We start from the raw sequence: 24870 nt of genomic DNA, 5'->3' as shown, positions 1-24870 counted from the left end.
ATCTTTAATAATAAAATCCAGCAGCAGTGAAAGAGCTCACGCCAAATTTGACAATCCTTATTCCCAAGCCCTTATATATTTTGCGGGATTCCCGTAAAAAAGTTCAGATTCCGGAATATTTTTTGTCAACACACTCCCCATACCTAACATCGAACCCGCACCAAGATCAAGTCCCTGGCGAACACATGAACCCGTGCCTATCTCTGCTAAACACTCGATATGCACATTACCCGAAACAGCAACCATAGGCGCTAATGTAACGAAGTCTTTAATAATGACCTCATGCGCAATAGAACAACTGGGATTAATTACTACATGAGCACCTATATTGATTTCGACAGTGCAAGTTGTTCCAGCGCAAATCAAGCTTCCTTCTCCCACAGAAACCTGACTCAAATCAACAACAGCACTAGGATCGATCAATGTAGCAAACTGAGGTACGCCATGTGCGAGCATTGCTTCTCGAATCTTTTTACGAACGCGAGGATTTCCAATCGCAATTATAAACTCACAATCACTATAAATCTCCCAATTGCTCACATTACCCAACACGGTAGCAGTACAAAACTTCGCGCCAAGCAAGTCGGGGTTATCGTCGAGAAAGCCACGCACGTTGACTCCTAAGCGCGCGGCCAGCCAATGCACCTCCTTGCCTAGACCACCAAATCCTATGATAATCAAATTTCTGACCGGCACCACTTTAACCCCCTACAGTGCAACGAGAAATACTACCGATTTCAAAAATCATTTTGTACCAGTAAATTTAGACATCGAAGCTTCGCCCCCCTCATTAATACCGTCACGAAGAACAACCTTCTTGATTGTAAGAAAAACAATCTTCACATCTAGCCAAAACGTATGATTGTCAACATACCAGATATCCAACTCAAATTTTTTCTCCCAACTCAAAGAGTTTCTACCATTAACTTGGGCCCAACCTGTTACACCGGGACGAACTAAATGGCGCCTATATTGCTCAGGAGAATAAAGAGATAAGTACTCCATTAACAATGGCCTAGGCCCAACCAAACTCATATCGCCCTTTAATACATTCCACAACTCCGGCAACTCGTCCAAGCTACTAGAGCGCAGGAAACTGCCAAATGGCGTCATGCGTTCGGAGTCTGGTAATGGATTACCTACCACATCCACAGCATCGCGCATGGTACGGAACTTGATCATCTCGAATGGCTCACCATTCAGACCCGGGCGCATCTGACGAAAGAGCACAGGAGAACCAAGTTTTCGGCGAATCTGCCATGCAACGATGGCAATAACTGGTGCTAGCAGTAAGAGACCGCAAAAAGAGGCGACGATATCGCAAAGGCGCTTGCTCATCGCTTTACCCCCTCCAGCCAATCGACAAAGCGATTTGCCAGTAATTCGCGGTCAAACTCTCGCTCAGCCAACTCACGGCTTCGTTTGCCCATCGCCTTTGCTCCCACCCTATCACTCGCGGCCAGCTCCAGTGCATCGGCAAAAGCGTGCCGATTTTCTGGTTCAACTGGATAGCCGCATAGGTTGTCGCGAATCATCCCCGCCAACCAGCCAGGATAATTATTGAGTACTGGCAAGCCAGCTGCAATGTAGTCGAAAAACTTGTTGGGTGACGTGCCGACGTAAAAAGCAGGCACATTTGCCAATACCTGCAACCCCACATCCGTACTAGCCATCAGACCAGCAAGCCGAGACTTGTTAACTGGCTCATGAAACACAACACAGCCCAACGCTTCGCGCTGCGCCCGTGCCTGTAGAGCAGGTTTGAGCTTGCCCTGGCCGATCAAAAGCAACTTGATATCGTCACGTCCACGCCGTTTCAGTTCCGCTGCCGCATCGAGCACCGCATCCAGGCCATTGGCCATGCCATGAGTGCCCGCAAAAACAGCCAGCAGATCGTCCGGCTTTACCTCCTCGGGGCGCCAAGGGTCGACGTCGCCAGCAAAAATACCGAGATCGCAGCCATTGGGGACCAAAGCAATCCGCTCGCGCGGGACCCCACGTTTAGCAATACCCTCAACTATTCCAGGGGACAAGCCAATCAACCTATGCGCCGAGCGATAGCTTAACCACTCCAGTATCGACATGGCACCCAACACTAGGGGATTCCGGATCACTCCCATAGCCTTGGGCAATTCCGGCCACAGATCGCGCACCTCAAATACGAAAGGTTTAGCGCGTAGCCAGCGGGCGAAAACGCCGGGAATACCTGCAGTCAATGGTGTAGTCGTTGCAAATACAAGATCGTAGCGCTCAGTAAGTGCCAAACCGATGCTGCGTAGAGCAAATTTGGCGAAGGTTGCAGCCCTCTTGGCTAAGCCATCACTATTTGAATACGCCAGATCGAACTCAATAATGTCGATCCCGTCGACTGTTCCACGTCGTTTGCCGCCAATGAAAGGTAGACTTAAACCAGTCTCCCCGCCACTATAACTCCCGCACACCATCGTCACTTGATGACCACGCGCAAGCAAACGACGAGCCATCTCATAAGAACGGGTACCGACCGTGCCTTTCGGGGTTGAAAAGTGTTGGTGAAAATACAGAACTTTCATAGGATCCAACGATACTCCGTAATTAGCAATTCCGGCTGATGAAATTCAATTTCCAATACCGGGTTTTTTCCTTCTCCGGGTAATACATCCCTCAACTAGTTCGAAGCGAGCGACAGGCATTTAAATATTCAGTGCCAGCGTATGCTCACCTTTGCAAAGTCCTGAACCCTCGACTCGGACAGTGGCCATTTGATAAATAGCTCATACCCGAAGAATTTTTTCTCGTACAACCCAGAAAGAAAGAATGGAGAAAATAAAAAATGAAATCCAGGTCGCTATAGCTGCCCCTACCCCGCCCCAAAAAGGAATCAAGGCAAAGTTCGCAATAATACCACTAACAGCACCTGCAAAAGATAATTTGGCGACAACACCTGTAAGATCATAGGCGCTCAGTACGGGTACGAATATTTGATACCCCACACGAGCCATAAACGCAGAAAGCACAATGATCGCCATCACCCAAAAAAGGTAATCGAAAGAGAAAAATGAAATCTTATAGAAAAAAACGAAACCGGCCACAAACAACAAAAGCAAAGATAAGAAAGTCGCACCTCCAAAAACAAGCAAAGCCTTAGGATAAAGATCAATCTTAAAATCATCGATTCTTCTGACAATATGTGGCGCCCACAGTAAGGAAAAGCTATCAATGAGCATTCCCACAGCCGACCCTATAAGATAGGCCTTACCGTACTTACCAATCTCGTCCACCGTTACAAAAATGCTCATAATATATCTATCCCCAACATTATTAAGCAAGGCCATCAACTGAACCATAACCAGTGGAAACAAATACACCACAATCTCCCTCTCACCCAGAGATGACTGCGACTTTTCAAACAACTTAAAACGAAGGTAAAAGACCGAGAAAAAAACGACCAACAGCAAAGAAAAACAAAGAGTAAGTAAATATACCGCAACCACAGAAAATTCGAATTTCATCCACAAAAAAATCACCAATGAAAGAAAAACTAGAAGGGGTCTCCCTAACTCAGAAAAAGCATAAGCCGGTAAATTATTGGAACATCTATATATTGCATTAAAACTAGCAATATGTGCCGCCAAAAAGCCAGAAAAAGGAAGTAACGCAAACCAAACAAAATATGGATGCCCTAAAAAAACAAAATACAACAGCAACCCCAAAAAAACAGAAAGCACAAACAATACAAAGTAAATCCGCCTTAATGCGTTATAAATCGCAGAAACGCCTTCGCTATAAAAAAAACGAACATATGCTGCAGAAGAATTGAACCCCAACAAAGCAACCGCAGTAACAAAAAATGCTTGAGCAAGTGAAAAATAGCCAAACTCAGCATTATCCACAGAAAATGCCACCAAATAACCTACCAACAGGGTAAGCCCTTTGGACGTCAACAAGACCGACGAATAACCAAACACCAAACCTAAATTTTTATAGATAGCGTTCATCTTGCTTCATCTTAAAATAATGGTTCTTATCGCGAAACCGAATAACTTCGGCTGGATTACCGCCCGCAATCGCTAGATCAGGTATTGACTTTGAAACCACAGATCCAGCTTGAATGATTGCTCCCTCCCCTATTCTCACCCCCGGCAGAACCATTACACTCATACCAATCCAAACATTGTCACCGATAATGACATCCTTCACTATAATAGTTTTGTCATAAGGGATAGATTCGCCACTATAGTTATGACTCTGGGTCAATATTTTCAAACCTACACCTGAGTGAAAGTTATCCCCAATATAAATCTTACCAGCCCCATAAGTTCTCGCTCCATTAAAATTGGCGTTAACCCCCAAAATCAACTTAGCCCCAAATTTACAAAAACCGTTTATTTTAGGCCGACCTGCGGACGCAATAAAATTACGCCCAGAAGTCAGGTAGAAAACCTCGGAAAGAACCTTCTTAGCTACGCGCTTAAACATCAATCACCTTCGTTCCCAGAGGAAAGTTTATCGCCACTCGCTGTTCGGAGTTTAACCTTAACAGTTCGCTGTTCAGACTTCGCTCTTAACAGATAGAACATCAATCCAAAAAACACCACATCATTAAATACCAACCCCCAAAGCAAGCCATACTGAAACACTGAATAGATCAGTAGGGGTAACGCCGCCAGCATCCGACCGCGCAAAACCAAAAGATAGTAACCTGAGAAAAACAAAAGCGAGATAAAGATGCCGTTTGACACTAAAAACTCAAGATATGAACTATGCGCGTGATATAAACCATCATTAATTTGCAGCCAAACTTTTTGCGCAGCGTTACCAAAGAATGGACTTTGTTTCAGAATAGTAAAAAACTCATAGAAAACAAAATCCCGGCCAGATAAATCCAGCTCACCTCTGCCACGCGTAAGGTTCTCAATAATAGTGGACAAGTAGAAAGCGCCCAATGCACAACCTACCACACATCCGGAAAGCATAACCCTCCAATTAGTAGCATAATAGAACATCAGACTAATCACGACAGCAACAATGGCGGTCCTATTGAACGACGTAAGAAGCCCGACCATGATTATCGCCGCACAAAGCAAAAAAACACGTCGAGACAACTCAGACCTTATAGCCATCAAAATAACAAAACCAACTAATACCTTGAAAGCATAGACACTAGAATTCACGCTCAAGCCAAAAACCCGATTATAGTAAAGCAACTCAGTATCACCGATCTGAGTCTGCCCTTTAAACTCAACCGAAAAAAACGAATGCACTCCAACAATATACTCAGCAGCACCTATAGCTATTTCAAAAGAAATCAGAAAAAGCACTACCATCAAATCTTTTCTGCGAAATGCCATACCCACTAACAAAGAAATCAGAATTAAAACCACATAAGGAAAAGCACCCAAAATGGACTTTTCAAAATTACCAATCAAAGGTTCCACAAAGGCAAATACGGCAACTGACAGGAACGCTGATAACAGCAACAGCAATATTCCGATCTTATGCCACGCCTTCAGAAAACTCAAATCTCTTCCATAGTTAGTCATAAACAATCTATAGAAGGCAATCGGGAGAAGCAATAGATTAACGACTGGAGAAAAAAACACTATCGTCGAAAAAAAAGCGAGCAATCCAAGCATTTAAATGCCTATAGATAATGTATCTGTTAACGCAAGAAACCTACGCCACCGTAGAACACGAAACAATCTTCACCACAAAGAACTATGAAACATGATTTATCACGATCGATTTATGTCTTTCAAAAGACTTCATTATCAGATCATGATGCACAAACATTTGCGTCTTTAATGTAGTCGGAATCATGGCAATGGCCTTAGCATCAGGAAATAGACTCGCCAGCGTAAAGAGCGCCGTGGAGTTAACTGAATAAATTTTCCGTGGACGCCACTTATTTCGCAACATGAAGTACTCCACAGCCACATCTGCATGCAACAACTGGAGACCTTTTACTTTCTTAACATACTCTAGACACTCTGCACTTTCAGTGCGATGCGGAATGTAATGCACAACTGATCCAGATGATTCTCTTACCGCAGACTCTAAAACTCTAACGTAAGCAACCATATCCATGGCGCCGATATCAACCAATTTCTGCCCTACAAAAAAAACTGCATATTCTTCATTTTCTCTACAATCATACTCACCGGCGATTGAATCAAACCGATTCAGCTCATAATTGACATAATTACTTTTATCCAAATCAAATATACTAAATACTGAATACACCCCTCCTCGCTCACTTATTATTTTATCAGCCAATAAAGTCGCCACACCATCGTCTAACAGAATCACTTCCTTTTTTTGGACAATAGAAGAAAGCATTTTCTGAAAGCCAGAAAAAAAACTACCTAAAACAACCTTGTCGTAACGATGAAAGCCGCTGAACAAGAAGCCTAAGACTGACAAAAAATAATCTATCTTATTACCGGGCCTAACCAAGAACTCTTTTTTGACTTGAAGCTTCAGGTCCCTGACCATTGCGCTCATTTGCTGATCATTACTGCCCACTCCGCTATTTCTTACGTATAAAGAAATAGCGGCTGGATTCTTACGCGAATACTCATAAGCACATAAGAGCTGAAACGGCGTCTCTACTACAATCAATACCTTGCTCTTCATTTACTTAAACTCAAAAATTATAAGATGCCACTCATGCATCTCTCAACCCTTCCAAAATAACGGGGCTATTAGCAGAAACATCGGACATTACTGTCCTACCAAGCACATAGTCTAAATATTTCGGTGCTGCACCATACCCCGGCCGCACACTTCGCACTGCACTTTCAGTAATCACATCGCCAGCCTTCAGATCTTTCACAAAATAAAGAGATCGTCGAAACTTTGCATTAGTTTGCTCGCTAGACTTACGACCATAATCAACCCTACCGAGAGCTGCCCAGGCGGTTTTACTATCACGACAAAGCGCAGTGAGGTCGGCGGGCTCTAGAGAGAAGCTGTCATCTGCCCCTCCACCGTTGCGGTCTAGGGTAAAGTGCTTTTCAATCACCGAGGCCCCCAGAGCAACACTTGTAATAGCGGTAGTATTATCGAGCGTATGATCAGACAATCCCGTAACCAAGCCGAAACGCTGGATCATGTCGGGAATAGTGCGTAAGTTGTAGTCTTCTGCTGGGGCAGGATAGCCACTTACACAATGCAATATAGCCAACTCCTTGCATCCCCCGTCGCGCGCAGCCGCTATCGCTTCCTGAATCTCTTCCGCATCAGCCATACCGGTAGAGATGATCATCGGTTTGCCGGTGCTGGCGACATATTTGATCAGCGCCAGATCGACGGCCTCGAAGGAGGCGATCTTGTAGGCTGGGGCGCAGAGGCTTTCCAGCAGGTCGACAGCGGTGTTGTCGAACGGCGAACTGAAGATGGTGATACCTAATTTACGCGCATGCTCGAACAGTGGGGCATGCCATTCCCAAGGCATATGGGCCTCTTGGTAAAGCTGATAGAGACTCTTGCCGTCCCACAATCCACCGTGGATCTGGAACTCTTCCGAATCGCAATCCAAGGTAATGGTGTCGGCAGTGTAGGTCTGAAGCTTGATGGCGTCGGCACCCGCCTTTTTAGCTTCTTCGATTATTTTCAGTGCTGTCGCCAGCTTGCCATTATGGTTCGCGGAAAGTTCGGCGATTATATAAGGCGGCGCATCGAGAGCGATGCGTCGACCGGCAATGCTGATACTTGGGATAGTCGACATACGGTTATCTCTCAGAGGTTCGATTGCCATTCAGAGGCAAGAAGGCCAAAGCACACAACATCGTGATAGCTCTGGCCGTCAAAGTGTTGCTCACGCAGAATTCCTTCCTGCTGGAAGCCAAGTCTCTGATGAAACTTGATGGACCGCGTATTGAAGCACAGCGCCTGGCCACAGAGCTTGTGCAAGGCTATATGGGTGAAGGCATGTTGCAAAACTGCATGCCCCAGTAGGCGGCCTGTTCCCCTCGGCGCGTCAGGAGCAACATAGAAGCCCCAGTCCACCACGCCACCGGGCGCAATCTGATGGAGGTTTATGAAGCCTAGAGGCACAGCATTACTTTCAAATACCAGCAGGTGGCGGCTGGCATCTTGGGATGCCCGCTCGAACCAGCGCGAGTGCTCGATGAGGCTGATCTCGTGTTGAGTGTACATATAGCGGCGCACTTCTTCGTGGTTACGCCAAGCAAGCACACGCTCAAGATCCTCGTATGTCATCGGGCGTACTCGTTGTTGAGCCGATACTGTTGCGGTCACATCAAAACTCCAGGTGTTGGATTACAGTAGCCACCCCATCGCCGTCTGCAATGCGCTGCGCAGCCAAGCTCATATCAGCCCGAAAGTCTGAGGATGAAACCAGCGAAGCCAGTGCCTGAGGGAGATGCTCCGTGATCATTTGCGGTCCCTGCAGAACATTGACCGCCCCCGCTTGTTCGAGACCTCGTGCGACCTGTTGTTGATTGTCGGCAAGAACTACCAGCACGGTCGGCAGTCCCAGACAGCAGCGTTCCCAGGACGTCGAGCCGGCCGCGCCAATCGCCAGGTCGCTATCGGCCATCAACTGTGCCATATCGCCGACGTTTACTCGGACGTCAACAGGCCATGGCATCTGCTCAGCCTGCTGACGAACCTCAGTAAGCCAGGGCGCGGTTGCGCCCATCACCACAGTGATGCGGCAATTGGCAGGCAGTTCGCTGGACTGGAGGGCACACAGTACCCGCCCGGTCGCGTTGTCCTTGTCGACGCCGCCCATGGTAATGAGCAGATGCCTGAGCTGCGCATTTCCCCGACGAGCCAGACTGTAGGCTCGCAGTGCGGCAAACTCGGGGCGTAGCAAGGCGTATTGTGAGCCGCAGAGTAGCGTGCATGTAGCAGGCACCCACGGAGCATAGTCTGCCGGATGGCGACCGAAGGTCTGGTCCAGCAGCAGATCACCTTGATGGGAACGATCAGCCAGGTCATCGATCACCATCAGCTTGTGGTATTGCCGTTTGAGTGCAACTTCCCAACGGGCATCGAGGGCGTAGTGATCGACGACTAGCCAATCGGTATCCAGCTCGCCAAGGATGACGGCACACTCGGCGACATCCTGCTCCTGGGTGGTCCCGAGCCAAGCAGTGTGGGGCAATTCCGGTCCGCTGCCAGCTTCATAGGTCACGAGCACGCTCGCTCCTTGCGGTTCACTGAGAGGCAAGCCATGGACTGGATAGCCCTTGCTACGAATGAACTCGATCAGGTTGCCGGGGTGCTCGCGACAGATGAACCGACATTCTGCCCCCCGGGCATTGAGGGCATCGGCCAGGGTCAGACAGCGCATGACATGGCCGGTACCGATCTGTTGCGAGGCATCGGTGCGGAAGACAACCTTCATAACTGATCTGTATCCTGTTGCGCCTGCATCGCTTTGAACAGCCACTCAGCTCGCACCCAGTCTTCCGGCGTATCGATATCCTGCACACGATGGCGTGGCAAAAGGACAGGCGCCGAGCCGGGATTGAAGATCATTTTGCCTTGTAGCCAGGCGCTGGCGCGGCCCCAGTAGAACTGACCTGCATCATGGAAGGCCTCTTCCAGATCCTGGGAGCGGGTATTGAAATGTTCGGGACTGAACATCTCGACTCGGCCCTGCTCGGTGAGGCGAATGGCCCGCTGGATCGGGAAGGCGTAGCTGGTCACCGAAAAGGCATAGTCGCCACACGTCTCTTCGAGGATCTGCAACCCTCGCTGAATGTCCTCAACTCGGACAAAAGGCGCGGTGGCATACAGGCAACAGACTTGTTCAATCGCCTGCCCCTGGGCGTTGAACCACTCGATGCCATGCCGAATCACCGGAAGGGTGCCGGTGTAATCGTCGGACAGTTCGGCCGGGCGCATGAACGGTACACTGGCGCCATACTGGCGAGCGACGTCGGCAATCTCCGTATCGTCGGTGGAGACGATGACCTTATCGAAGCATCCACTTCGAAGCGCCGCCTCGATGGACCAGACGATCATCGGTTTGCCACAGAACGGTTTGATGTTCTTGCGCGGGATGCGTTTGCTGCCACCTCGTGCAGGGATGACTGCCAGTCTCATTCGTTGAGCACCTCACGCAGAGCGGCAATGACGGTGTCCTGTTGCTCTTCGCTCATGGTCTGGAACATCGGCAGGCTAATAGCTTCGCTGTAATAGCTTTCTGCCAAGGGGAAGTCGCCGACCTTGAATCCCATACATTTGTAGTACGGCTGGGTATGCACCGGGATGTAGTGCAGGTTGACCCCAATACCCAGCTCCCGCAGGGAGTCGAATACTTGACGATGACTCTTCTGAAGCTTGTCCAATTGCAGGCGGATGACATACAGGTGCAGCCCCGAGTAGCTGTCCGGATGCTGCCAGGGCGTGGTGAGCGGTAACTCAGCCAGCAACTCGTCGTAACGGCGAGCCAATTGGTGACGACGCGCCACGTACTGATCCAAACGTGTCATCTGGCTGACACCCAAGGCAGCCTGCAACTCAGTCATGCGGTAATTGAAACCGAGGTCGACCTGCTGGTAGTACCAGGGGCCGTCGGCTCCGTGGGTCATCAGCGCCGGATCGCGGGTGATGCCGTGACTGCGCAGCAAGGCCATCTTGCTGGCCAGCTCGGTATCATTGGTCAGCGCCATGCCACCTTCGGCGGTGGTGATTATTTTCACTGGGTGGAAGCTGAACACAGTGATGTCGCTGTAGCAGCAGTTACCAATAAATTCGCCGCGGTACCTACCGCCGATGGCATGAGAGGCATCCTCTATCACCTTGAAACCATAGCGCCGGGCCAGCGTATGGATGGCTTGCATATCGCAGGGTTGCCCGCACAGATGCACGGGCACCACGACCTTGGGCAACTTGCCTTCATGCTCGGCACGCTCCAGTTTGCGCTCAAGGGCTTGCGGGCAGAGGTTATAGGTGTGCGGGTCGATATCGACGAAGTCGACCTCCGCTCCGCAGTACAGGCCACAGTTGGCAGAGGCGACGAAAGTGATCGGGGTGGTCCACAAGCGGTCACCGGGACCAAGCCCAAGCGCCAGACAGGCGATATGCAGCGCCGAGGTGGCGCTGTTCACGGCCAACGCGTGGCTGGCGCCAACATGCTGTGCCACACTTTGCTCGAAACGCGGCACCATGGGGCCCTGAGTCAGGAAGTCGGATTTCAGTACTTCCAGAACCGCATCGATATCGGCCTGGGTGATGTCTTGGCGACCGTAGGGGATCATTGATCAGATGCTCCCGATCTTTTCGCGGTTCGTATCGATCCAGGCCTGCAGTTCCTCGTCGCTCATCCACTCGGCGTTGTTGTCGCTGGAGTAGACAAAGCCTTCGGGGACTTTCGTGCCATCCTTGATCCGCTTGGCGCACGTCGACCAATTGTTGATGACCGGCAGGATCTTGTAATGCTCGGGGTAGTCATAGGTATAGTACGAGTCTTCTGCGCTGATCATCTGCTCATGCAGTTTTTCGCCAGGACGAATGCCGATGATTTCCTGCTTGGCTTCGGGCGCGACCACACGAGCCAAATCCGTCACCTTCATGGACGGGATCTTCTTCACATAGATCTCGCCGCCCTCCATGTCTTCGAAAGCGTGCCAAACCAGTTCGACGCCTTCTTCAAGGGAAATCATGAAGCGGGTCATGCGGTCATCGGTGATAGGCAGCACGCCCTTGTCCTTGATTGACATGAAGAACGGAATCACCGAACCACGCGAGCCCATTACATTGCCATAACGGACGACGGCGAAACGGGTGTCATGCCCACCGGCATAGGAGTTGCCAGAGACGAATAGCTTGTCCGAAGCCAACTTGGTCGCGCCGTACAGATTGATCGGGCTGCTGGCCTTGTCCGTGGACAGCGCAACCACGCGCTTGACGCCTTTGTCGATACAGGCATCGATCAAATTCATGGCGCCATTGATGTTGGTCTTGACGCACTCGAACGGGTTGTACTCGGCGGTCGGAACAATCTTGGTTGCGGCAGCATGCACGACGTAGTCGACACCATCCAGGGCACGGTACAGACGGTCCTTGTCACGCACATCGCCGATGAAAAAACGCACGCGGGGGTCACCCTCGAACTTCTTCGCCATGTCCCACTGCTTCATCTCATCACGGGAGAAAATGATAATTTTCTTCGGATTGTACTTGGCCAAGGTCATCGGCACGAAGGTGTTGCCGAAGGAGCCAGTTCCGCCAGTGACGAGAATAGTTTGGTTAGTGAACATTTGATCAATCCCGTTTAAGTTAAACTTTGAAATAGTTCTATTGGGTAGATTTAAATCTCGACACCCACGAACAAATCGCCAATCAAGAGATCCAAACACCCCGGGTGTCAATGATCTTATGGCCCTGAAGTGCGGCCACTGGAATAGTTTTAAAGACCTTGTGATCAACCAACAACACCAACACATCAGACTCGGCAAGTGCTTGATCAATATTTTTCAGAACCAGTTTTTTTCCCGCTAGCTTAATCGGCAGCGCGTCAATATTTGGTTCAACCACCAACACGCAACCGGGGTGGGCTGCGGCAATCTTCTGGGAAATTGCTAAGGCGGGGCTTTCACGCAGATCATCGATATCAGGCTTAAAAGCCAGGCCAAAACAGGCGATAGTCACATCCAAAGCGGTCCTCTCTGGATTCTGCTGTAAGAATTCAGCTACGGCCAATTTCACTTTATCCTCAACCCAATGCGGCTTGCTGTCGTTAACCTCGCGCGCAGCACGGATCAGCTTTGCTTCTTCTGGAGTACTACTAACGATAAACCAAGGATCCACCGCAATGCAGTGCCCGCCTACCCCTGGACCTGGCTGCAAGATGCTCACTCGCGGATGACGATTAGCCAGACGGATTAATTCCCAGACGTTGATATCCAGCTTGTCGCAGATGATCGATAATTCATTGGCGAAGGCGATATTCACGTCGCGGAAGCTGTTTTCGGTCAGCTTGCACATTTCTGCGGTGCGTGCATTAGTAATGACGCACTCGCCTTCTACGAAAATCTTATAAAGTTTTACCGCTGCCTCGGAGCATTTGGCTGTCATGCCGCCAATCACTCGATCATTCTGCACAAGCTCCCGCAAGACATGGCCTGGTAAAACCCGCTCGGGGCAGTGCGCTACGCGAATGTCAGAGTCTTCCCCATGAGTTTGCGGGAAGCTCAGATCGGGGCGGGCCGCAGCCAACCAGGCCGCCATTTGTTCAGTCGCGCCCACCGGGGAGGTAGATTCTAGAATCACCAGGTCACCTTTCTTTAGGACTGGCGCAATAGCCTTACTCGCTGATTCTATATATGAGAGATCCGGTTCGTGATCGCCCTTGAACGGGGTTGGTACCGCAATTAAAAACGCATCCGCTGGCTCTGCCTGTGTCGTCGCACGCAGATAACCTTCGGTGACCGCAGCATGCACGACCATATCTAGATCGGGTTCGACAATATGAATTCCCGCACGGTTGATGGTATCCACCGCCTGCTGATTGACATCAACACCAATAACTTTCTTCTTGCGGGATGCAAATACTGCAGCAGTAGGTAGACCGATATAGCCGAGGCCTATGACGGAAATGGTTTGGAAGAGCATAGTGCTTCCTTGATTATTCTTAATTAAATATGTTTGCACTAGGGCCAGTTATTGCGAGCAGGCTCGCTCCTCCAGCCACCAGTGCTCGATGCAAGCTCAGAATATCTTGCACAAGGCGTCAATGATTCGACCGCAGGCGTGGCCATCGCCGTAGGGATTATGGGCGTAACTCATGGCGCGGTATGCGTCTTGATCAGTTAGCAGCCGATCCAGTTCGCTAACTATATTGCGGGTGTCCGTACCCACTAGTCTAACGGTACCTGCATCTACGGCTTCGGGACGCTCAGTGGTATCGCGCATGACCAACACCGGCTTACCCAACGAAGGCGCTTCCTCCTGGATGCCACCCGAGTCGGTCAAGATAATGTGTGCGCGGCTCATCAGGGAGGCGAAGGGCAGGTAGTCCAACGGTTCGATCAGATGAATGTTGCTGATACCACTGAGCAGACGATTGACTGGTTCACGCACGTTGGGATTGAGGTGAACCGGGTAAACGATATCGACATCAGGATGTTGTTGGGCAACTTCCATCAGTGCCTGGCAAATACGCTCAAAGCCGTCACCGAAACTTTCACGGCGATGCCCGGTAACCAGGATTAGTTTGCGAGCAGGATCCAGAAATGCCGAAGGTGCGGAGGCTATGATGTTCAGCTCTTCATCATTGTCGAGGCGCTTGATAACATCCAATAGTGCATCGATCACAGTGTTACCCGTGACAATGATCTTCTCGGGGGTAATGCCTTCTCGCAGCAGGTTGGCACGAGAGGTTTCAGTGGGCGCGAAATGAAGGTTGGCTAAAGCACCGGTCAGTTTGCGATTGGCCTCTTCTGGCCAGGGGGAATAAATATTTCCTGTCCGCAAGCCCGCTTCTACGTGTGCGACCGGGATTTGCTGGTAATAAGCCGCCAGACTGGCGGCAAACGTTGTGGCCGTATCGCCATGAACCAACACGATGTCTGGCTTGAACTCAGCGAAAACAGTTTTCATGCCCTGAAGAATAGAAGTCGTTACATCTGTCAGATCCTGTCCAGGCTTCATGATATTCAGGTCGAAATCAGGCTCAATTGCAAACAACCCCAAAACTTGATCAAGCATTTCTCGGTGCTGGCCAGTCACGCATACCTTCGCCTCGAAGCGCTCGTCAGCAGCCAAAGCCAAAGCCAAAGGTGCCATTTTGATTGCCTCGGGGCGGGTACCAAATACACAAAGAGTTTTCATCTAGATAAGTTCCTTGGCCAGAATATACGACGGCCATTTAAAGCTAAAAAATCACACCCACAACCAAGAAATTGTCAAACACTTTTAAGTCGCGATTTGTCCGATCTTCTCAAGTGCCCAGTAGCTAGCGCTAAGTTAGACCGACCTCAATAACGGCGCAGTTGATCTCGTCGCTCCAGGATGGTCCGTCATACGCTTCGCCCATCAATTGCGATAAGGACTTGCCCTGGTTCCTCATCGGTCCGGCTACCAGCAGCTGTAGGACAAGAGCTTTAGACACGCACAGCGTTCCGCCCTGAGGGCCCTCCTGACAGATGTAGACATGTGCACTCCCTATAGCCCCCCTTTGGGGTGATTGCGGATAACTCTCGCAAAACCAAACCTGTAAAACAAAAAATCGCGCCAGGACACCGAAGGCAGCCCCTACATGTACATACGAGGTTGAAGGTTTGATCTGCATCAGACACGCTACCGCCCCAGGATTTACCGTTGGTTTCCTGAGAACGGCGCAGGCTCTAAAATTTTACAGGCACAGCCGGGGTGTTACTTTGACCTCGACCTCCACCTCTGCCTCTGCCTCTGCCTCTGCCTCTGCCTCTGCCTCTGCCTCTGCCTCTGCCGAGGCTGATTCAATTCTTGATTATACTCACCAGCGGCATACTGATTTTTTGCTGACGGTTGAGCATATTGAGCAGCAGTATTACGCGTTGCTCGCCATCCATTGATACGAAGACGGCGTCCAACTCGGCAAAGCCGCCCTGGGTAATGCGTACGCTATCCCCTGCCGAAAATGCCGGTTTAATCGCTTTTGCCGTGCGTTGCTGCAAATGCATGATCAGACTGTTATCGAGCCGCAGCGGAATGCCACCGAAACTCACTACGCGGCAGACCCCGCGAGTCGAGCGCAGGGGTGCCCAATTAGCATCGACAGCCAGTTGGATGAATAGATATCCAGGAAACAGCGATTCAGCGACCATTAGCCGACGGCTCCGCACTACTCGCTCGTAGCTGTGCTGCGGCCGATAGCAGGTGTAACCCTGGCGTAGCAGATTCTCCTCTGCACGCTCATCCTGGCGGGGCTTGCAGTGCACGAGGTACCAGGCCGGGGCCGTATCTGCAATGCTTATGGGATTCGTAACGCTTACATTCATATGGGTAACAACCAAATCGGCGCAATACTTGCACACCGACAGTTTACTCCTCTGTGCAGCTAACTTGATTAAGCTGGGTGCAGGATTCGTTTAGCCTAGCCAACTGGTTAGGATGAAGAGGGGACTCTGGCTGCCGAAGCCATATCCGTCTGTCGCCAGGTGCCCTGTGGCAACCTGTTTAGGTTCATTTTTACCCTTTGTGGAAAACGCTTTCTACATATACACGAACCGCTGCGCTCCGTTTTGGTCGCGAAGCCGTCAATACCCAAAGCATTCGAGACCCAAAGTCCTCCAATCCCCACACAGTCTAACATCGTTGGTACCACTGGGAATGATAGCTCCAGGCTAGATAGCGCCTTGACTGTAGACGACAGACAATACGCCATCCGACCTAGGCTTTGCCCGCACTGCAGGTTTACTCCCGGAACCAACAGATACAGAGTTTTTGCTCCCCCCGCGACCCTACCTAGACAAGGATGGAGCACTCTCAAAATGCGTACGTTACAGCATATGTAACAATCAAGGCTCAAGGCGGCGCTGCTGGTAGATCCAGTCGACAATCTCGTCGTCCGGGGCATACCCACTAACCACGTTTCTAAGCAACTGACGAACGCTGGCATAATCATCACGCTCAAAAGCAGCGAGCAGATCAGGCAGGCTGGCCTTGAGCACATCCCACGGCAGACGATCTTCGTTGGCACTCATGATCATCGGATGCGGGGTCGCGACGACGTTGTCACCAATCAGCAACTCCTCGTAAAGCTTCTCGCCTGGACGAAACCCCGTGAACTTGATTGAAATGAAGCGCGTCGTTACTGAAGTAACACATGACGGCGCGATACATGCCAAAGCGGATGAAAATTGGATTTGCAACCAGGAGGGCAGAGGCGAAAAGCCAAAAATGCGTCGCGACCGGAGCGAACAACTCCTCCCCCCAGCCGAACGACGAACGCCAGCCATAGGGCCACCCAGACCAGAACCTCATCCGTCACTACCTGGATTGCGCATTTGTGATGCCTCGTTAGCTCCAACAAAACCGATCTTATTTTATCCATGACCCTTTACGCACCTTGGTCAGCTACCAAAACTGAAATCCATTTCTGGCATTGAAATTCATGCAAGAAAGATTCGACAGCCTCGTCCCGAAGGTGAGCCCTATTCCAGATTAAACCTTCAGTTTTGCCAGCATGAAACTTAATCAAGAAGCACCAGCGACACGTAAAGTAACGCTAAAGGTAGCGCGCCATCCATATTCAATAAAACGACACATACAGCGGCCAAAACAGGTTGATTGCAACGACCGCGAAGGTCATCAGGAGATGTCAGCCGAATTTCCGCGAAGCGAACTGATAAAGTTGATGGCGATAGGCCTTCATTCGTCTTGCCGCTCCGCACAAGCCTGTGTTTTCAACACTACTGCTGCATCAATGATAAAAATGCCAAGTAAAATCAGCCCTATGAATGCCGTAGCCTCTAGCAGTTGCAGTATGATGCCGAGACGTCCATCTCCTGCATCCCCATAAAAACTCGAATATTCTTAAAGGAACCCGCCACCGCCATCACGACTACCAACGGCGCCTTCAGCATTTCAAATTATCCAACTAACAAAGCAAACCGACTCCGAGCCAGATAGGGCCTTGGAATTCAGACAAACATCAAAAACCTCTTATTACCAAGAAAAACTCTCAACAATGACAAGCTATTTAGTACTGCCTACCTATAGGGTTTCAGCATGGACGAAATCATGAGGCAGTATTCAACCTCTACCGACTTCCCCGACCCTCCAAGCACCTTGATTGCGGGACAATACAAAGCAAACCAATGCGATAAATACACCCAACACAAGCCCGGCGAAAAAAGCGAGCCCAATGATCAAGATTTTTTTGGGCTTAATCGGACTCCCTGGTACTTCCACACTACCGTCCTGCCGATAAACGGAAATACGCTCAGGATCGATATTCAGCATACGGTAAAAGTTATAGCGCATCTGCAGGGAGCGTAAATTCGATATAAATGCATCATCGGAAGCTCTAGACTCCAGCGCATTAATTTCAGCAGCCAAAGCCTTACTGCCACGCTGATAATCCATTCTATTATCGGCTTCTACAGTAATATCCACCACTCCAGAAGAATTTGTTCTCGGTGTAGTCAAGCCAATCGCCTCGGCAATTTTCAATGCCTCCCGCAGCTGCTGAATCCGATCTTCTCGCAGCCGCTGTGCAGTCTCACGCAAGCTTACAATCCGCTGCTCCAGATTTCGCGCCTTCACAGACGCTTCAGTCGTGACGTTTTTGATCAACTCGGACTCGGCAGCTTCACTGGCGCGCTTAACATAAGCCTTAACCCATTCTGTCGCCCGCACCGGGTCGCCACCTTGAACAGTTACCGAAAAACGATCAGGAGTATCCTTACTAGGCCCTTTTATGACTAATTCTCGAGAGAAACGCACGTACAAGCGGTCTAGCGCCCCCCTTCTCTGAGATTCGTCAAGCGAAGGAAGATATATATCATTAAAGAAGGTTTGACGAAGGGATTCGCCCTGAAGATTTCGAGCGAACACGTCATAAACATATTGAATGGAATAAGGATCCAGATCCGAGCTTTTCCCCCCCCGCCCATAATTCAACTCAGCAATACCGTTCTGAGTAGGGGGCACGATAAAAAGTTTGGCTTCATAGACTGGTTTACTAACAAATGCATAGGCGGCTGCGCCAGCAGTGACCAAAAGAGCAACACCTATGATCAACCACCTCTGCGCCCATAGCCCACGCACAAGCTCAATCAGGTCAATTTCATCCGCACTACGACCTTCAACACGATTATCTTGCATGAGTAGCCTCGCTAGCTTTTTTCGACCCTGCGCTTACAGACACACTGGACGCATTAAAAGGCAAGGCGGGCAAGTCTCCGGCGGACACGACGGCAAACGAAGTCAGATTAAATACGAACAAAATACACCCAAAGTCAGAAAAAAATGTAGGCAGTGATCCTTACTCCAAAACTCCAGGCTTCACACATCCATTATTTCAACCGTCTACGCACGCCCCCGAACCATGCGAGAAACGGCCCAATCATCATACCCACGAGAAGCGCCAGCAACACAAAAACCGAAACAGGAAGTTGCGGAGCCGGCCACCCCAAGAATAGCAGCGCGACAGGCTGATTATTTTCAAGTACGAACAGCACGATAGCTGAAGCTACGAGTACCGCAAGTACGACAAATGCCAAACGCTTAAAGTTCCACATGAGCACCTCCTTTTTGGGCTGCCCCGTCAGAGCTCATCCCCCTCCTCCTCATTCACACGATCCCTAAGCTCTTTGCCCGGCTTGAAATGAGGAACGAACTTCCCGTCAAGACTGACGGACTGTCCGGTCTTCGGATTGCGCCCAACCCGCGGAGCGCGGTAATGCAGGGAAAAGCTGCCGAAACCACGGATTTCGATACGATCTCCCGTAGCCAGGCATTGGGACATTTGTTCAAGCATGGTCTTGATGGCCAGCTCCACATCCTTGGATGAGAGTAGCCCTTGATGGGTGACAATTCGTTCGATCAACTCCGACTTCGTCATATTTTTCCCTTCTTTTTCAAGCAGCTAGGAAAATCGCTTGAAAAGGTTTTAGCATGGTCGGAGGGATTTGAACAGCCCAAGTATTGACATTCTTCTTGACTCCCCTACAGCCTCTTTCCGCGCAAGCAGCGAGACGCTATCGGCAGATCACCAGCATCGTGCGAGTCAGGTAGCCAGCCGGATTGAAACCAAAGGGATACCAATCTTCGTCCTTCGCGTCGTCGGATCGGGTAATCACCTTGTAACCCGCCCCCTTGCACTCCCGTGCAGCTCTCCTATGGCACTTCTCCCAGCCGGAACCCAACCCCGAGCAGTCGATCTCGATACCACTAACACCACGCACTGCGTGAGTTTTAGCGCTTGTAGAGCAACCCGCCAGCATCAGCACGACCAACACCAGAAAGAACTTGTTCATTCAGATCCTTTAGGTAGAGAGCCTGGACCCATTACGCACACAAGCCGGAACTCCCTTGGATAGATTATTGATCTGTTTCATAAAAGAGACACTCCGGTTGAGGGGTTGGTTTCGTAGCATCTCAAATGGTCGCAGTTTGGCGGCGCTTATGGGAGTCGGAAAAATCTGAAAATATCGCAGGCACAAAAAAGGGCGACCGAAGTCGCCCTTTTTCTATGGTCTGACAGAACTCAGTTCTGTTTTTCCATTTGCGCACGCAGCAGGTCGCCCAGAGTGGTAGGACCAGCAGCAATGTCAGAGGTAGCTGGCTTGTCGCGCAGGCTCTGGATTGCTTCTTTCTCTTCAGCATCGTCTTTCGACTTGATGGAGAGCTGGATTACGCGGCTCTTGCGGTCAACACTGATGATCTTGGCTTCTACTTCTTCGCCTTCTTTCAGAACGTTGCGCGCGTCTTCAACGCGGTCACGGCTGATTTCGGAGGCTTTCAGAGTCGCTTCGATATCGTCGGCCAAGGTGATGATGGCGCCTTTGGCGTCAACTTCTTTCACGATGCCCTTAACGATTGCGCCTTTGTCGTTCTCTTGAACGTACTCGGAGAACGGATCGCTTTCCAGTTGCTTGATACCCAGGGAGATGCGCTCGCGCTCTGGGTCAACCGACAGGATAACGGTGTCCAGCTCGTCGCCCTTCTTGAAACGACGTACGGCTTCTTCGCCCACTTCGTTCCAGGAGATGTCGGACAGGTGAACCAGGCCGTCGATGCCGCCGTCCAGACCAATGAAGATACCGAAATCGGTGATCGACTTGATGGTGCCGGAAATTTTATCGCCCTTGTTGAACTGGCCAGAGAAGTCTTCCCATGGGTTGGACTTGCACTGCTTGATGCCGAGGGAGATACGACGACGCTCTTCGTCGATGTCCAGAACCATGACCTCCACTTCGTCGCCGACTTGTACGACTTTCGAAGGGTGGATGTTCTTGTTGGTCCAGTCCATTTCGGAAACGTGTACCAGGCCTTCAACGCCTTCTTCCAGCTCAGCGAAGCAGCCGTAGTCGGTGAGGTTGGTAACACGAGCGGTGACGCGGGTGCTTTCTGGGTAACGGGCTTTGATAGCGACCCATGGATCTTCACCCAGTTGCTTGAGGCCCAGGGAAACACGATTGCGCTCGCGATCGTACTTCAGAACCTTGACATCGATCTCGTCGCCAACGTTGACGATTTCCGAAGGATGCTTGATACGCTTCCAGGCCATGTCGGTGATGTGCAGCAGGCCATCGACGCCACCCAGATCGACGAATGCGCCGTAATCGGTGAGGTTTTTGACAATACCCTTGACCTGCTGGCCTTCCTGCAGCGATTCCAGCAGAGCTTCACGCTCGGCGGAGTTCTCGGCTTCCAGGACACTGCGACGGGAAACGACAACGTTGTTGCGCTTCTGGTCCAGCTTGATGACCTTGAATTCCAGCTCTTTGCCTTCCAGGTGCGTGGTATCGCGCACTGGACGGACGTCAACCAGGGAACCTGGCAGGAACGCACGGATGCCGTTAACGTCGACAGTGAAGCCGCCTTTAACCTTACCGTTGATAACGCCCTTGACCACTTCCTCAGCTGCGAAAGCCGCTTCCAGAACGATCCAGCATTCAGCGCGCTTGGCTTTTTCACGGGACAGCTTGGTTTCACCAAAGCCATCTTCAACCGAGTCCAGCGCAACGTGAACTTCGTCACCGACGTTGATGTTCAGTTCGCCAGCGTCGTTGTAGAACTGCTCAAGCGGGATGAGTGCTTCAGACTTCAGACCAGCGTGAACGGTTACCCAGCGAGCTTGGTAATCGATATCAACGATAACACCGGTGATGATGGAGCCTGCCTGAAGGTTCAGGGTTTTCAGGCTTTCTTCAAAGAGTTCCGCAAAGCTTTCGCTCATTTTAATTCCTGTTGATTAGGGCGAAGAATACGCCCGCCTCCACATCCCAGACGATGTGGGTTAGTTTCATATAAAAGAAGCATCGCAGGACTATGACTGGTCCCCTGCGAAGCTTCCTGGTCACCCGGCGATATCGCGAATGGCGATCTCACTCATGATGCGTTGCAGCACCTGATCGATGGACAACTCCGTGGAATCCAGCTGTATCGCGTCGGCCGCCGGCTTGAGCGGGGCTACTGCGCGCTGGGTGTCACGCTCATCGCGTGCACGGATCTCATCTAGCAGACTCGACAGACTAACATCCTCGCCTTTGCCCTTCAACTGCAAATATCGGCGACGCGCCCTCTCCTCCGCACTGGCAGTGAGGAAAATCTTCAACGGTGCATCGGGGAAAACCACCGTGCCCATGTCTCGACCGTCGGCCACCAGCCCCGGCGGCTCCTGGAATGCGCGCTGGCGCTGCAGCAAGGCTTCGCGCACCGCCGGCAGCGCGGCGACCTGGGAGGCCCCTGCGCCAACACTCTCGGTACGAATGACGTCGCTGACCTCATCGCCTTCCAGAATAATGCGCTGAAGCTGACCGTCGGTCGCCGCAATGAATTGCACATCCAGATGAGCGGCCAGTGCCTTGAGCAGTTCTTCGTTGGTCAGGTCGACGCCGTGGTTCGCGGCGGCGAAGGCCAGCAGACGGTACAACGCACCCGAATCAAGCAGGTTCCAGCCCAATTGCCTGGCCAGGATCCCGGCGACGGTGCCCTTGCCCGAACCGCTTGGGCCATCAATGGTGATGACCGGTGCTTTGATGTTCACGACTGTGCCTCTTGTGCCACTCGGATACCGACCTGTGCGCACAGCGCCAGGAAGTTCGGGAACGACGTCGCGACGTTGGCGCAATCATGGATGCGAATCGGCGCGCTGGCGCGCAAAGACGCCACACTGAAGGCCATGGCGATACGATGGTCACCGTGACCATGGACTTCGCCGCCGCCGATCTGGCCGCCGTCGATGATGATGCCGTCCGGCGTTGGCTGGCACTTGACGCCAAGGGCGAGCAAGCCATCTGCCATCACCTGGATGCGATCCGATTCCTTGACCCGCAGTTCTTCGGCGCCCGTCAACACGGTACGCCCTTCTGCACAGGCGGCCGCCACGAACAGCACCGGGAACTCGTCGATGGCCAGCGGAACCAGCGCCTCCGGAATCTCGATACCCTTGAGTTTAGCTGCTCGTACGCGCAGGTCCGCCACGGGTTCGCCGCCGACTTCACGCTGGTTTTCCAGGGTGATGTCAGCGCCCATCAAGCGCAGGATGTCGATCACGCCGGTACGAGTCGGGTTGATGCCGACGTGCTCGAGCACCAGGTCGGAGCCTTCGGCGATCGAGGCGGCCACCAGGAAGAATGCCGACGACGAGATGTCGCCCGGCACTTCGATGTGGGTAGCGGTCAGCTTGCTACCAGACTCAACGGACGCCGTGGCACCGTCGACCGTGACCGGGTAGCCGAAGCCGCGCAGCATGCGCTCGGTGTGGTCGCGGGTCGGGGCCGGTTCGGTGACGGTGGTCTTGCCTTCGGCGTAGAGCCCCGCCAGCAGCAGGCAGGATTTCACCTGGGCGCTGGCCATCGGCATGGTGTAGGTCAGGCCTTTGAGCTTGTTGCCACCACGGATGATCATCGGCGGACGACCATCTGCGGCAGTCTCGATGACCGCGCCCATTTCCCGCAACGGGTTGGCGACGCGATTCATCGGGCGCTTGGACAGCGAGGCGTCACCGGTCAGGGTGCTGTCGAAGTCCTGCGCAGCCAGCAGGCCGGACAACAGGCGCATCGAGGTCCCGGAGTTACCCAGGTAGATCGGCCCCGGGGCAGGCTTGAGGCCATGCAGGCCGACACCATGGATGGTCACGCGACCGTGGTGCGGACCTTCGATGACCACCCCCATGTCGCGAAACGCTTGCAGCGTCGCCAGGGCGTCTTCGCCCTCGAGGAAACCTTCCACCTCGGTCACGCCGTCGGCCAGGGAGCCGAGCATGATCGAACGGTGGGAAATCGATTTATCGCCCGGTACACGAATACGCCCGCTCAGGGAGCCACCAGGTTGTGCCAGGAAAATCAGATCGTTGGAGTTCATAGCGTCCACATAGGCCCGACGGGCCAGGATTTTACTGAAATGCTCGCGGGCCACCCTGGCGCGTGTGAAAACGCCCAGCAATTGGTGCCCGTCCCCTGCATCGACCGCGTCGCGCAAGGCGTCGAGATCGCTGCGAAATGTATCGAGTGTGCGCAAGACAGCTTCGCGGTTTGCGAGGAAGATGTCGTGCCACATGACCGGGTCGCTTCCAGCGATTCTCGTGAAATCGCGGAAACCGCCGGCAGCGTAACGGAAGATCTCAAGATTTTCATTGCGTTTGGCCAACGAATCCACCAGGCCGAACGCCAACAGGTGCGGCAAGTGGCTGGTGGCAGCCAACACTTCATCGTGACGCTCGACCTGCATGTGCTCGACATCGGCGCCCAGTTCCCGCCACAAACGGTCCACCACCGCCAGCGCGGCAGGATCGGTCTGCTCCAGCGGCGTGAGGATCACTTTGTGGCGACGAAACAGTTCGGCGTTGGAGGCTTCCACCCCGCTCTGCTCGGAACCGGCAATCGGATGGCCGGGCACGAAGCGCGCCGGCACCCCACCGAAGGCCTCAGTGGCCGCACGTACGACGTTGCCCTTGGCACTGCCGACGTCGGTCAGGATCGCTTGCCCCAGGTTCATGGTCGCCAGACGCGCCAGCAGTTTTTCCATGGCCAGGATCGGCACCGCCAGTTGGATCACGTCCGCGCCCTGGCAAGCGATCGCCAAGTCATCCTCGCAGCGATCGACCACCCCCAACTCCACGGCCAGCTTGCGCGACTGCGGATCCAGGTCGACACCGACCACCTCGCGGCACAGGCCGCTTTCACGCAAGCCCTTGGCAAACGAACCGCCGATCAACCCCAGACCGACCACCACCAGGCGACCGATCATAGGGGC

General features: G+C 52.0%; 23 protein-coding genes and 1 pseudogene. All 24 read right to left on the bottom strand.

From position 1 onward, the window contains the following. Window positions 1-57: 57 nt before the first annotated feature. The 24 genes and pseudogenes from HU749_RS09475 to HU749_RS09360 all read right to left on the bottom strand — a co-directional run bounded on the left by HU749_RS09475 (window position 58) and on the right by HU749_RS09360 (window position 24864). Window positions 58-699: an acetyltransferase gene (locus HU749_RS09475; protein WP_079305354.1), complete on the bottom strand. Its 642-nt coding sequence runs from the start codon at window positions 697-699 to the stop codon at window positions 58-60. A 45-nt stretch (window positions 700-744) separates the two neighbouring features. Then, a complete protein-coding gene (locus tag HU749_RS09470; protein WP_079305352.1) occupies window positions 745-1338 on the bottom strand; it encodes a sugar transferase in 594 nt (197 codons plus the stop codon). Next, window positions 1335-2552, bottom strand: a complete 1218-nt coding sequence (locus tag HU749_RS09465; RefSeq protein ID WP_079305350.1) for a glycosyltransferase family 4 protein — start codon at window positions 2550-2552, stop codon at window positions 1335-1337. Before HU749_RS09465 ends, HU749_RS09470 begins: the two co-directional genes overlap by 4 nt. A 201-nt stretch (window positions 2553-2753) precedes the next feature. Next, complete coding sequence (locus tag HU749_RS09460) at window positions 2754-3977, bottom strand: MATE family efflux transporter (RefSeq protein WP_079305348.1); 1224 nt, start codon at window positions 3975-3977, stop codon at window positions 2754-2756. Continuing rightward, complete coding sequence (locus tag HU749_RS09455) at window positions 3961-4458, bottom strand: acyltransferase (RefSeq protein ID WP_079305346.1); 498 nt, start codon at window positions 4456-4458, stop codon at window positions 3961-3963. Before HU749_RS09455 ends, HU749_RS09460 begins: the two co-directional genes overlap by 17 nt. Continuing rightward, window positions 4458-5522 (bottom strand): O-antigen ligase family protein, encoded by a 1065-nt coding sequence (locus tag HU749_RS09450; protein WP_139381159.1) that lies wholly within the window; start codon window positions 5520-5522, stop codon window positions 4458-4460. The genes HU749_RS09455 and HU749_RS09450 overlap by 1 nt, the downstream gene beginning before the upstream one ends. Window positions 5523-5697: 175 nt before the next feature. Beyond that, on the bottom strand, window positions 5698-6615 hold the full coding sequence (locus HU749_RS09445) for a polysialyltransferase family glycosyltransferase (RefSeq protein WP_139381158.1): 918 nt from the start codon (window positions 6613-6615) through the stop codon (window positions 5698-5700). 31 nt (window positions 6616-6646) lie between these two features. Further along, window positions 6647-7708 (bottom strand): pseudaminic acid synthase, encoded by a 1062-nt coding sequence (gene pseI / locus HU749_RS09440; protein ID WP_079305340.1) that lies wholly within the window; start codon window positions 7706-7708, stop codon window positions 6647-6649. Window positions 7709-7719: 11 nt separating this feature from the next. Beyond that, window positions 7720-8241 carry a UDP-4-amino-4,6-dideoxy-N-acetyl-beta-L-altrosamine N-acetyltransferase gene (gene pseH / locus HU749_RS09435; protein ID WP_225919146.1) on the bottom strand — a complete coding sequence of 174 codons (522 nt, stop codon included), beginning with the start codon at window positions 8239-8241 and terminating at the stop codon, window positions 7720-7722. Window position 8242: 1 nt separating this feature from the next. Next, entirely contained in the window at window positions 8243-9355 is a 1113-nt protein-coding gene (pseG, locus tag HU749_RS09430; protein ID WP_079305336.1) for a UDP-2,4-diacetamido-2,4,6-trideoxy-beta-L-altropyranose hydrolase, read from the bottom strand. Then, entirely contained in the window at window positions 9352-10059 is a 708-nt protein-coding gene (gene pseF / locus HU749_RS09425) for a pseudaminic acid cytidylyltransferase (RefSeq protein WP_079305334.1), read from the bottom strand. The genes pseG and pseF overlap by 4 nt, the downstream gene beginning before the upstream one ends. Then, window positions 10056-11216 (bottom strand): UDP-4-amino-4,6-dideoxy-N-acetyl-beta-L-altrosamine transaminase, encoded by a 1161-nt coding sequence (gene pseC / locus HU749_RS09420; protein ID WP_079305332.1) that lies wholly within the window; start codon window positions 11214-11216, stop codon window positions 10056-10058. The genes pseF and pseC overlap by 4 nt, the downstream gene beginning before the upstream one ends. A 3-nt stretch (window positions 11217-11219) precedes the next feature. Continuing rightward, the gene (gene pseB / locus HU749_RS09415; RefSeq protein ID WP_079305330.1) at window positions 11220-12218 is read right to left on the bottom strand and encodes a UDP-N-acetylglucosamine 4,6-dehydratase (inverting); all 999 of its coding nucleotides are present in this window, start codon (window positions 12216-12218) and stop codon (window positions 11220-11222) included. An 82-nt stretch (window positions 12219-12300) separates the two neighbouring features. Then, window positions 12301-13572 (bottom strand): UDP-N-acetyl-D-mannosamine dehydrogenase, encoded by a 1272-nt coding sequence (gene wecC, locus HU749_RS09410; protein ID WP_079305328.1) that lies wholly within the window; start codon window positions 13570-13572, stop codon window positions 12301-12303. A gap of 96 nt (window positions 13573-13668) precedes the next feature. Further along, window positions 13669-14790 (bottom strand): non-hydrolyzing UDP-N-acetylglucosamine 2-epimerase, encoded by a 1122-nt coding sequence (gene wecB, locus HU749_RS09405; protein ID WP_186649727.1) that lies wholly within the window; start codon window positions 14788-14790, stop codon window positions 13669-13671. Between the two features lie 629 nt (window positions 14791-15419). Next, complete coding sequence (gene rfaH, locus HU749_RS09400; protein ID WP_079305386.1) at window positions 15420-15941, bottom strand: transcription/translation regulatory transformer protein RfaH; 522 nt, start codon at window positions 15939-15941, stop codon at window positions 15420-15422. A 519-nt stretch (window positions 15942-16460) separates the two neighbouring features. Beyond that, window positions 16461-16742, bottom strand: a pseudogene (locus HU749_RS09395) (polysaccharide biosynthesis protein); the annotation flags it as partial. Window positions 16743-17697: 955 nt separating this feature from the next. Further along, on the bottom strand, window positions 17698-18771 hold the full coding sequence (locus HU749_RS09390) for an LPS O-antigen chain length determinant protein WzzB (protein ID WP_186649726.1): 1074 nt from the start codon (window positions 18769-18771) through the stop codon (window positions 17698-17700). 191 nt (window positions 18772-18962) lie between these two features. After that, window positions 18963-19187: a lipopolysaccharide assembly protein LapA domain-containing protein gene (locus HU749_RS09385; RefSeq protein ID WP_079305322.1), complete on the bottom strand. Its 225-nt coding sequence runs from the start codon at window positions 19185-19187 to the stop codon at window positions 18963-18965. A gap of 26 nt (window positions 19188-19213) precedes the next feature. After that, window positions 19214-19510 carry an integration host factor subunit beta gene (ihfB, locus tag HU749_RS09380; RefSeq protein ID WP_003199243.1) on the bottom strand — a complete coding sequence of 99 codons (297 nt, stop codon included), beginning with the start codon at window positions 19508-19510 and terminating at the stop codon, window positions 19214-19216. Window positions 19511-19646: 136 nt separating this feature from the next. Further along, window positions 19647-19925, bottom strand: a complete 279-nt coding sequence (locus HU749_RS09375) for a hypothetical protein (RefSeq protein ID WP_079305320.1) — start codon at window positions 19923-19925, stop codon at window positions 19647-19649. Window positions 19926-20155: 230 nt separating this feature from the next. Then, window positions 20156-21850, bottom strand: coding sequence for a 30S ribosomal protein S1 (rpsA, locus tag HU749_RS09370; RefSeq protein WP_014337228.1), 1695 nt, complete (start codon window positions 21848-21850; stop codon window positions 20156-20158). A gap of 120 nt (window positions 21851-21970) precedes the next feature. Further along, window positions 21971-22660 (bottom strand): (d)CMP kinase, encoded by a 690-nt coding sequence (cmk, locus tag HU749_RS09365; protein ID WP_014337227.1) that lies wholly within the window; start codon window positions 22658-22660, stop codon window positions 21971-21973. Further along, window positions 22657-24864, bottom strand: a complete 2208-nt coding sequence (locus tag HU749_RS09360) for a bifunctional prephenate dehydrogenase/3-phosphoshikimate 1-carboxyvinyltransferase (protein ID WP_264084032.1) — start codon at window positions 24862-24864, stop codon at window positions 22657-22659. The genes cmk and HU749_RS09360 overlap by 4 nt, the downstream gene beginning before the upstream one ends. Window positions 24865-24870 lie beyond the last annotated feature (6 nt).

Origin of the sequence: Pseudomonas ogarae (genome assembly GCF_014268695.2) — a bacterium.
GTDB lineage: Bacteria > Pseudomonadota > Gammaproteobacteria > Pseudomonadales > Pseudomonadaceae > Aquipseudomonas > Aquipseudomonas kilonensis.
This window is presented reverse-complemented; position numbering and strand designations above follow the sequence as displayed.